The 8,522-nt window shown below is 58.6% G+C and carries 7 protein-coding genes; 5 read left to right on the plus strand and 2 right to left on the minus strand.

The genetic code is table 11. The features are described from left to right. Positions 1-51: 51 nt before the first annotated feature. Positions 52-753 (plus strand): NAD(P)H-flavin reductase, encoded by a 702-nt coding sequence (fre, locus tag CYR55_RS15730; protein ID WP_101817319.1) that lies wholly within the window; start codon positions 52-54, stop codon positions 751-753. A 77-nt stretch (positions 754-830) separates the two neighbouring features. On the opposite strand, the gene fadA is transcribed toward fre, so the two are convergent. Next, entirely contained in the window at positions 831-1,994 is a 1,164-nt protein-coding gene (fadA, locus tag CYR55_RS15735) for an acetyl-CoA C-acyltransferase FadA (protein ID WP_101817320.1), read from the minus strand. Positions 1,995-2,002: 8 nt separating this feature from the next. Then, positions 2,003-4,192: a fatty acid oxidation complex subunit alpha FadB gene (gene fadB / locus CYR55_RS15740; protein WP_101817321.1), complete on the minus strand. Its 2,190-nt coding sequence runs from the start codon at positions 4,190-4,192 to the stop codon at positions 2,003-2,005. A gap of 186 nt (positions 4,193-4,378) precedes the next feature. Here fadB and pepQ point away from each other — a divergent pair, with 186 nt between their 5' ends. From pepQ to hemG, 4 genes are read left to right on the plus strand one after another with little or no spacing between them, the layout of a single operon-like run. After that, entirely contained in the window at positions 4,379-5,710 is a 1,332-nt protein-coding gene (pepQ, locus tag CYR55_RS15745; protein WP_101817322.1) for a Xaa-Pro dipeptidase, read from the plus strand. Continuing rightward, complete coding sequence (locus tag CYR55_RS15750; protein WP_101817323.1) at positions 5,710-6,333, plus strand: IMPACT family protein; 624 nt, start codon at positions 5,710-5,712, stop codon at positions 6,331-6,333. Before pepQ ends, CYR55_RS15750 begins: the two co-directional genes overlap by 1 nt. Positions 6,334-6,352: 19 nt before the next feature. Beyond that, entirely contained in the window at positions 6,353-7,804 is a 1,452-nt protein-coding gene (gene trkH / locus CYR55_RS15755) for a Trk system potassium transporter TrkH (protein WP_101817324.1), read from the plus strand. Positions 7,805-7,823: 19 nt separating this feature from the next. After that, positions 7,824-8,357, plus strand: coding sequence for a menaquinone-dependent protoporphyrinogen IX dehydrogenase (gene hemG, locus CYR55_RS15760; protein WP_101817325.1), 534 nt, complete (start codon positions 7,824-7,826; stop codon positions 8,355-8,357). Positions 8,358-8,522: the final 165 nt, after the last annotated feature.

An 8,522-nucleotide genomic window follows, 5' to 3' on the forward strand; every position in this document is an offset into this window, starting at 1 on the left:
GCCGGGGTGCTTCTCTTCAGTTTTGCTTTAATGACCCGACAGAGGGAACGCATGACGACATTGAGCTGTAAAGTGTCCTCGGTAGAGGCCATTACGGATACCGTATACCGGGTAAGACTGGTGCCAGAGGCACCGGTCAGCTTCCGCGCCGGGCAATATTTGATGGTGGTGATGGATGAGCGTGACAAGCGCCCGTTCTCGATGGCCTCTACACCCGCGCAACAGGATTTTATTGAGCTGCACATCGGGGCCTCTGAGCTGAACCTGTATGCGATGGCCGTGATGGATCGCATTCTGCAGGAGCAGGCGATTACCGTGGATCTGCCGCACGGCGATGCCTGGCTGCGTGAAGAGAGCACCCGCCCGCTGATTCTGATTGCCGGCGGTACCGGTTTCTCTTATGCGCGTTCGATTCTGATTACCGCGCTGGAGCAGCAGCCGGGGCGTGATATCTCCATCTATTGGGGCGGCCGTGAGCTTTTCCACCTGTACGATCTGGGCGAGCTGGAAGCGTTGAGCGTACAGTACCCGAACCTGAAGGTGATTCCGGTGGTGGAGCAACCGGCGGAAGGGTGGCAGGGGCGCACCGGCACCGTGCTGAGCGCCGTGTTGCAGGATCATGACTCGCTGGCGGAGCACGACATCTACATCGCCGGCCGGTTTGAAATGGCAAAAATTGCCCGCGAACGCTTCTGCAGCGAGCGCGGCGCGCAGGCCGGCCAGATCTTTGGGGATGCGTTCTCCTTTATCTGACCGGTTACCCGGCCCGCCGCATCAGCCTGCGGCGGGCCGGGCACTTCTTTTTTCTCTTCTTTTATACCCGCCTGGACTTATACCCGTTCAAATACCGTCGCGATTCCCTGGCCCAGGCCGATGCACATACTGGCAACGCCGAACTGCACGTCTTTGGTTTCCATCAGGTTCAGCAACGTGGTCGAGATACGTGCGCCGGAGCAGCCCAGCGGATGGCCGAGTGCAATCGCGCCGCCGTTCAGGTTAACCTTCTCATCGCGCTGTTCCATCAGCCCCAGATCTTTGATGCAGGGCAGGGTTTGCGCCGCGAACGCCTCATTCAGCTCAAACAGCCCGATGTCCTGCGTGGTCAGCCCGGCACGTTTCAATGCCAGTCTGGTTGCCGGAACCGGCCCATAGCCCATGATGGACGGGTCACAGCCGACCACTGCCATCGCACGGATGCGGGCGCGCGGCGTCAGGCCCAGTGACCGTGCGCGGGATTCGCTCATGATCAGCATGGCGGCTGCGCCGTCAGAGAGGGCGGAAGAGCTGCCGGCCGTCACGGTGCCGTTGGCCGGGTCAAACGCCGGTTTCAGCGCGGCCAGGGCAGCCACGTTGGTTTCCGGGCGAATCACCTCATCATAATCGAGCCGGATCAGCGTGCCGTCGGCATCGTGGCCGCTGGTCGGCACGATTTCACGTGCGAAACGCCCGGCGACCGTCGCCGCATGGGCGCGCTGGTGGGAGCGGGCAGCAAACTCGTCCTGCATTTCACGGCTGATCTTATGCATTTTTGCCAGCATCTCTGCCGTCAGCCCCATCATGCCGGCGGCTTTCGCTACCGTACGGCTCAGGCCGGGGTGAAAATCGACCCCATGGTTCATCGGCACATGGCCCATATGTTCCACGCCGCCAATCAGGCTGACCTGCGCATCGCCCACCATAATCGCACGGGCGGCATCATGCAGTGCCTGCATCGAGGAGCCGCAAAGCCGGTTAACCGTCACCGCCGGGACGCGGTGCGGGATCTCCGCCAGCAGCGCGGCGTTCCGGGCGATGTTAAACCCCTGCTCCAGCGTCTGCTGTACGCAGCCCCAGTAAATATCGTCGATTTCTGCCGCGTCCAGCGCGGCATTGCGGCTGAGCAGGGCGCGCATCAGGTGCGCGGAGAGATCTTCGGCCCGTACCTGACGGAATGCGCCCCCTTTGGAGCGCCCCATCGGGGTGCGGATTGCATCAACAATAACGACATTTTCCATCTTTCACCTCATGCCGGCGTGCCGGTATTAATCTCTGCCAGCGGTGTGGCATCAGGGTAATAGCGCGCGTTACTTTCCGCTTTGGCGCGCAGACCGTCCGGCACCTGGTACAGTGCGCCGAGATGGGCATAACGATCGGCCAGTTCAACGTAGCGGCGGCTGCCCAGGGTATCGAGGTAGCGCAACGCGCCGCCGTGGAACGGGGGGAACCCGATGCCGTAGACCAGCGCCAGATCCGCTTCGGCGGGGCTTGCGACGATGTTCTCTTCCAGGCAACGCACCACTTCATTAATCATCGGTACCATCATGCGGGCGATAATCTCGTCGGCACTGAATTCATGCGCCTGCGGGCGGATTTCGGCCAGCAGCCGATCCACCGCCTCATCCGGCTGTTTACGCGGTTTGCCTTTGCTGTCTTCACTGTAACGGTAGAAACCGGTGCCGTTTTTCTGGCCGAAGCGTTGCTGGTCAAACATCACATCCACCGCATCGCGGTAAGATTTCGCCATCCGATCCGGGAAGCCTTGCGCCATCACTGCCTGCGCATGGTGCGCGGTATCAATGCCCACCACATCCAGCAGATAGGCCGGGCCCATCGGCCAGCCAAACTGTTTCTCCATGACTTTATCGATCTGCCGGAAATCCGCGCCATCGCGCATCAGCAGGCTGAAGCCGGAGAAGTAAGGGAACAGCACGCGGTTAATGAAGAAGCCGGGGCAGTCATTGACCACGATCGGGGTTTTGCCCATTCGCAGGGCGTAAGCCACTACGGTCGCCAGTGTGCGGTCTGAGGTTTTCTCGCCGCGGATGACCTCCACCAGCGGCATACGGTGCACCGGGTTGAAGAAGTGCATGCCGCAGAAATTTTCCGGCCGTTTCAGGGCGTGGGCCAGCGTGCTGATGGGAATCGTTGAGGTGTTAGAGGCCAGCACGCACTGTTCATCAATCAGCGCTTCCGCTTCCGCCAGCACCGCGGCTTTCACCTTCGGGTTCTCAACGACGGCTTCGACCACTACCTGCGCCCGGCCAATGCCGGCGTAGTCCAGCGTTGGCTGGATGGTCGCCAGGGTCTGCGCCATTTTCAGGCCATCAATTTTGCCGCGTTCGCGCTGTTTATCGAGCAACTTCCCGGCTTCGTTCATGCCGAGCGTCAGGGATTTTTCGCTGATATCCTTCATCAACACCGGCACGCCTTTCAGCGCCGACTGATAGGCGATGCCGCCACCCATGATCCCGGCACCCAGCACCGCCGCCTGCGCAGGGGAGTCAGCCTGCGCCGCAAACTTTTTGGCCTGCCCTTTGACGAATTGGTCATTCAGGAAGATGCCGACCAGCGCCCGCGCCTGATCTGACCCGGCAAGCGGGACAAAGCTGGCGGTTTCGCGTTTCAGCGCCTCTTCCCGCCCCATGCCTGCCGCTGCTTCAATGGTAGTGACGGCGGCCATCGGGGCCGGGTAGTGTTTACCGGCCTGTTGCAGCACCATGCCTTTGGCGACGCCAAAGCTCATGGCCGCCTCAAGCGCAGAGAGTTTCAGGGGTTCCAGCTTCGGCTGGCGGGCCGCGCGCCAGTCGAGTTTGCCGTCAATCGCGGCGTTCAGCATCTGCAGCGCAGCAGCCACCAGTTTGTCCTGGGCTACCACGGCATCCACCAGCCCCAGTTTCAGTGCCTCTGCGGCTGAGACATCTTTCCCGGCGGTGATGATCTCCATGGCACTGTCTGCCCCCAGCAGGCGCGGCAGGCGTACCGAGCCGCCAAACCCCGGCATGATGCCGAGTTTGGTCTCCGGCAGGCCGATGCGGGTGTCTGGGGAGGCGATGCGGAAGTCGGTCGCCAGCACGCATTCACACCCGCCGCCCAATGCGTAGCCGGTGATTGCGGCGATCGTCGGCACCGGCAGATCTTCCAGCCGGTTAAAAATCTGGTTGGCGAACCCCAGCCATTGCGTCAGTTTTTCCGGCGGAGCATCAAATAATGAAAGGAATTCCGTGATATCCGCACCGACAATAAAGGCTGCTTTGTTGGAGCGCAGTAAAACGCCCTTCAGATCGGGCTGGTTTTCCAGTGCCGTGACGGCTTCGCCCAGGCTGGCGACCGTCTGTGTATCGAGTTTATTAACCGAGCCTGGGGCATCAAACACCAGCTCGGCGATGCCGTTTTCCAGCCAGTGAAGGTGCAGGGTGTCGCCTTGATAGAGCATCTCTCTCTCCTGAATCAGCGCATGGGATCTGGTATGACCAGATGACTGGCAGTGTGGTTTTTATGTTAACTATTTGCAAATGAGAAGTTGTGTATTTGCTGAAGTGATCACAAACCGACCTGCGCTACGGGGCAGCGGCCGCTGTGGTAAGATGCGGGGATCATGTGAAGCTAAAAGGATATTGTGATGGAAACGCTGTCTGCGCTTTATAAAGATCATATCGCCACTCTCCAGCAACGCACACGCGAGGTACTTGCCCGCCATCAGCTGGACGGTTTGCTGATTCACTCCGGGGAATTGCTCACCGTTTTCCTGGATGACCATACCTACCCCTTCAAAGTGAACCCGCAATTCAAAGCATGGGTGCCGGTCACGCAGGTGCCTAACTGTTGGCTGTGGGTGGATGGCGTGAATAAGCCGAAACTCTGGTTCTATTCCCCGGTGGATTACTGGCATAACGTTGAGCCGCTGCCGGAAAGCTTCTGGACGTCAGAGGTGGAGATCGTCGCGCTGAAAAATGCTGATGAGATTGCCTCCCTGCTGCCGCCTGCCCGCGACCGGGTGGCGTATCTTGGTTATGCGCAAGGGCGCGCGGCCGGGCTGGGCATTAAAGCTGAGTATATCAACCCGCAGGGCGTGATCGATTACCTGCATTACTACCGCGCTTATAAAACCGGGTATGAGCTGGCCTGCATGCGTGAGGCGCAGAAACTGGCCGTGGCGGGGCACCGCGCCGCGCATGAGGCGTTTCTCTCCGGCATGAATGAGTTCGACATCAATATGGCCTACCTCACCGCGACCGGCCACCGTGACACCGATGTGCCTTACGGCAATATCGTGGCGCTGAATGAGCATGCGGCGGTGTTGCACTATACCCAGCTGCAATATCAGGTGCCGGCAGACGTCCGCAGTTTCCTGATCGATGCGGGCGCGGAATACAACGGTTATGCGGCTGATATTACCCGTACCTACGCCGCCCAGCCGGACAGTGATTTTGCTGCGCTGGTAAACGATCTCAACGAGCAGGAGCTGGCCGTCATCGGTACCCTGCAGGCCGGTACCCGTTACACCGACTACCATGTGCAGATGCATCACCGCATTGCCGCTTTGCTGAAAAAACATGGGCTGGTAAATAACATCAGCGAAGAGGCGATGGTGGAGCAGGGGTTGACTACACCGTTCCTGCCGCATGGCCTGGGCCACCCGCTGGGTTTGCAGGTGCATGATGTCGCCGGATTTATGCAGGATGATACCGGTACCCACCTCGCTGCGCCGTCCCGCTATCCTTATCTGCGCTGTACGCGTGTGCTGGAGCCGGGCATGGTGCTGACCATCGAGCCGGGTCTCTACTTTATTGAGTCACTGTTGGCCCCGTGGCGCGAAGGGCAGTTCAGTCAGCATTTCGACTGGGGGCGCATCGAGGCCCTGAAGCCGTTCGGCGGCATCCGTATCGAGGATAATGTGGTGATTTACCCGGACCGTATTGAAAACATGACCCGCGATCTTAATCTGGCCTGATGCAACCCTACCCGATACCGGCTGAAACCCTGGAATTCAGCGAAGAGATTAAGAAAAGCCGTTTTATCACCCTGCTGGCCCATGCCGGCGGGGCTGACGCGGCCAAAGCCTTTGTACAACAGTGCCGGCAACAACATCCTGATGCCCGGCACCATTGCTGGGCGTTTGTCGCCGGGCCGCCGGGCGATTCGCAGCAGCTCGGCTTCTCCGATGATGGCGAACCTTCAGGCACGGCCGGGAAACCGATGCTGGCCCAGCTGATGGGCAGCGGGGTAGGGGAGATTGTGGCGGTGGTCGTGCGCTATTACGGCGGAATAAAGCTGGGCACCGGCGGCCTGGTCAAAGCCTATGGCAATGGGGTGCAACAGGCATTGAAACAGCTGCCGGTACGGTTGAAAGTACCGCAGGCGGAATATGAATTGATTTGTGACTATGCGCAATTGCCGGGGGTAGAGGCGCTGGTGTCCCAGCATGAGGGGGCAATCCTTCAGGGCGACTATGGGGTGCAGGTGCATCTGCGGTTGTCTTTACCGCAGACCCGGGTTGAAGAGATTGCAGCACGTTTACGTGATCTGAGTCGGGGGGCATTGCAGCTAAAACCGGTATCCTCGCCGCCGTTATAAAACCGGCTGAGGAACAGGCATGCATTTTCGCGCGATCACCCGCATCGTCGGGCTGTTGGTTATTCTCTTTTCCGGGACGATGTTCATCCCCGGTCTGGTTGCCCTGATTTACCGTGACGGCGCAGGCCGCGCCTTCAGTCAGACCTTCTTTGTGGCGCTGGTGCTGGGCATTTTGCTTTGGTGGCCAAACCGCAGCCAGAAGCATGAACTGAAAGCACGTGAAGGTTTCCTGATTGTGGTGCTGTTCTGGACGGTGCTCGGCAGCGTTGGGGCGCTGCCTTTTCTGTTTTCAGAGCAACCAAACCTTTCACTCACGGACGCATTCTTCGAGTCTTTTTCCGGGCTGACTACCACCGGTGCCACGGTGCTGGTGGGGCTGGACACGTTGCCGAAAGCCATCCTCTTTTACCGGCAGATGCTGCAATGGCTGGGCGGCATGGGCATCATCGTGCTGGCCGTGGCGATTCTGCCGATTCTTGGGGTCGGCGGGATGCAGCTCTACCGGGCTGAAATGCCGGGGCCGCTCAAAGACAATAAGATGCGCCCGCGCATTGCCGAAACCGCCAAAACGCTCTGGTTTATCTATGTTGTCCTGACGGTGGCCTGTGCGTTGGCTCTCTGGCTCGCCGGGATGTCAGCATTTGATGCGCTCTCACACAGTTTTTCCACTATCGCTATCGGCGGCTTCTCAACTCATGATGCCAGCATCGGCTATTTCCAGAGCCCGGTAGTCAACACCCTCATTGCGTTTTTCCTGTTAATCTCCGCCTGCAATTTCAGCCTGCACTTTGCGTTGCTCAGTGGCCGCAGGCTCAGCGTCTACTGGCGTGACCCGGAATTCCGTATGTTTATCATGATACAGCTGATATTAACGACGCTTTGTACGGCAATATTATGGTGGCACGAGAGCTACGCATCAGGCATGACGACGCTGAATCAGGCTTTCTTCCAGGTCGTCTCCATGGCGACGACCGCCGGTTTTACCACGGACAGCATTTCGGCCTGGCCGATGTTTCTTCCTCTTCTATTATTATGTTCCGCCTTTATCGGGGGCTGTGCCGGGTCGACCGGCGGCGGGCTTAAGGTCATCCGGATCCTGCTGCTGTACTTGCAAGGTGCGCGCGAGCTGAAGAGGCTGGTGCATCCCAATGCGGTCTATACCATCAAACTGGGGAGCCGGGCGCTGCCGGAGCGCATTATTGAGGCAGTGTGGGGCTTCTTCTCTGCCTATGCGCTGGTATTTATCGTCAGTATGCTGGCCATTACGGCCACCGGCGTTGATGAGCTCTCGGCATTTTCGGCCGTAACGGCTACCCTGAACAACCTGGGGCCAGGCCTCGGCATGGTCGCGAACAACTTCACGGCAATGAATGACCCGGCAAAATGGATGTTAATCATTACCATGCTGTTTGGCCGGCTTGAAGTCTTTACCCTTTTAGTTCTGTTTACGCCGACATTCTGGCGAGAGTAACTCCCAGCAGGAGCATGAGATGAAAGCATTACTTCTTTATTCCACCACGGATGGCCAAACCAGGGCGATTGCTTCTTATATTGCCAATAGCCTGCAAGGCAGCCTGGCCTGCGATGTTGTGGATCTTCAACAGGCCGGTTCGGTAAAGCTGGCGGACTATACGGTCGTAGCGATCGGAGCGTCTATCCGGTATGGGCACTTCAACCCGGTACTCGATAAGTTCGTTAAACAGCATACCGATGAGCTCAACCGCCTGCCCACAGCATTCTATGGCGTGAACCTGACGGCGCGTAAACCTGAAAAGCGGACGCCCCAGACCAACCCTTATGTCCGCAAGTTCCTGCTGGCTTCGCCGTGGAGACCCACTGTCAGCGCCGTATTTGCCGGGGCGCTGCGTTATCCCCGCTATCGCTGGCTCGATAAGGTGATGATCCGCTTTATTATGCGCATGACAGGCGGCGAAACAGATACCAGTAAAGAAGTTGAATACACAGACTGGAACGAAGTCGGGCGTTTTGCGCAGGAAATCGCGCGGATTGCGGGTAAACAGTAAGCAAATTGCATGATTAAGTCGCACTTTGGTGAAAATCTCTGCAGTTGAATAATTTTTTGAATTTAAGGGTTGCAGCCTGTCAGGAACTCCCTATAATGCGCCTCCACTGACCGGGAACAACGACCAACACGTCGCCGGGTCAGAGAGAGGTAAGCAGGCGGAAAC

Origin of the sequence: Chimaeribacter californicus (assembly GCF_002858675.1) — a bacterium.
GTDB classification, from domain to species: Bacteria; Pseudomonadota; Gammaproteobacteria; order Enterobacterales; family Enterobacteriaceae; genus Chimaeribacter; species Chimaeribacter californicus.